The 590-nt window shown below is 41.0% G+C and carries 1 pseudogene; it reads left to right on the top strand.

Annotated elements, in window-relative coordinates:
• Positions 1–519: pseudogene (locus ACFIKU_RS10220) on the top strand (hypothetical protein); the annotation flags it as partial.
• Between the last annotated feature and the right edge of the window lie 71 nt (positions 520–590).

Raw genomic sequence — 590 nt, 5'->3', positions numbered from 1 at the left:
ATTGCGCTGCAAAACCGTACAGACCGTGTTGCCTACTTTCCCCATGATGCTTTCCACGTTGCTGAAACTGGAAAAAATATCGCGGCAAATATCAATATTGCCTTTTGGGAAACAGCACACGATGCACAACATCATAAAAATTATGTCACGCATTTACTCCATCTTGATGATCGAACGCGACATGATATCCGCGCATCAGGAAGAGCAAATTTAAACCCTGATAATGCTTTTCAACACTCTGCACTAAACTCCGCCATCGCAAATGGTACCTTAAAACGCCATATGCTGGTTTCTCAATTAATTTGTGATACAAGTTCACGTTTATGCATCGGTCGCCCTCTTGTTGACGTCTCTGAGATTGAAAATGAAATCACTCTTCGCCCACTCACAACCCTCCAATGGGTGCCCTTACTGGAAACAAAAGAACTCCTTATCGCTGCAAATGGGCATTGCGCCAATTTTGAGTATAGATCTCATCTAGAGAGCTTCCTTTCCCAACTTTTATCAGGAAAAAATTAGATCTAGCAAAATTAAATGATACCCCATATAAATATGCACAGCAGGAAATTTTGAAAGCTGTAAAAGCTTTG

Origin of the sequence: Bartonella sp. CM120XJJH (assembly GCF_042194715.1) — a bacterium.
Classification (GTDB): Bacteria; Pseudomonadota; Alphaproteobacteria; order Rhizobiales; family Rhizobiaceae; genus Bartonella.
Note: the sequence above shows the minus strand (reverse complement) of the source record. Positions and strands in the feature narration are given on the sequence as shown.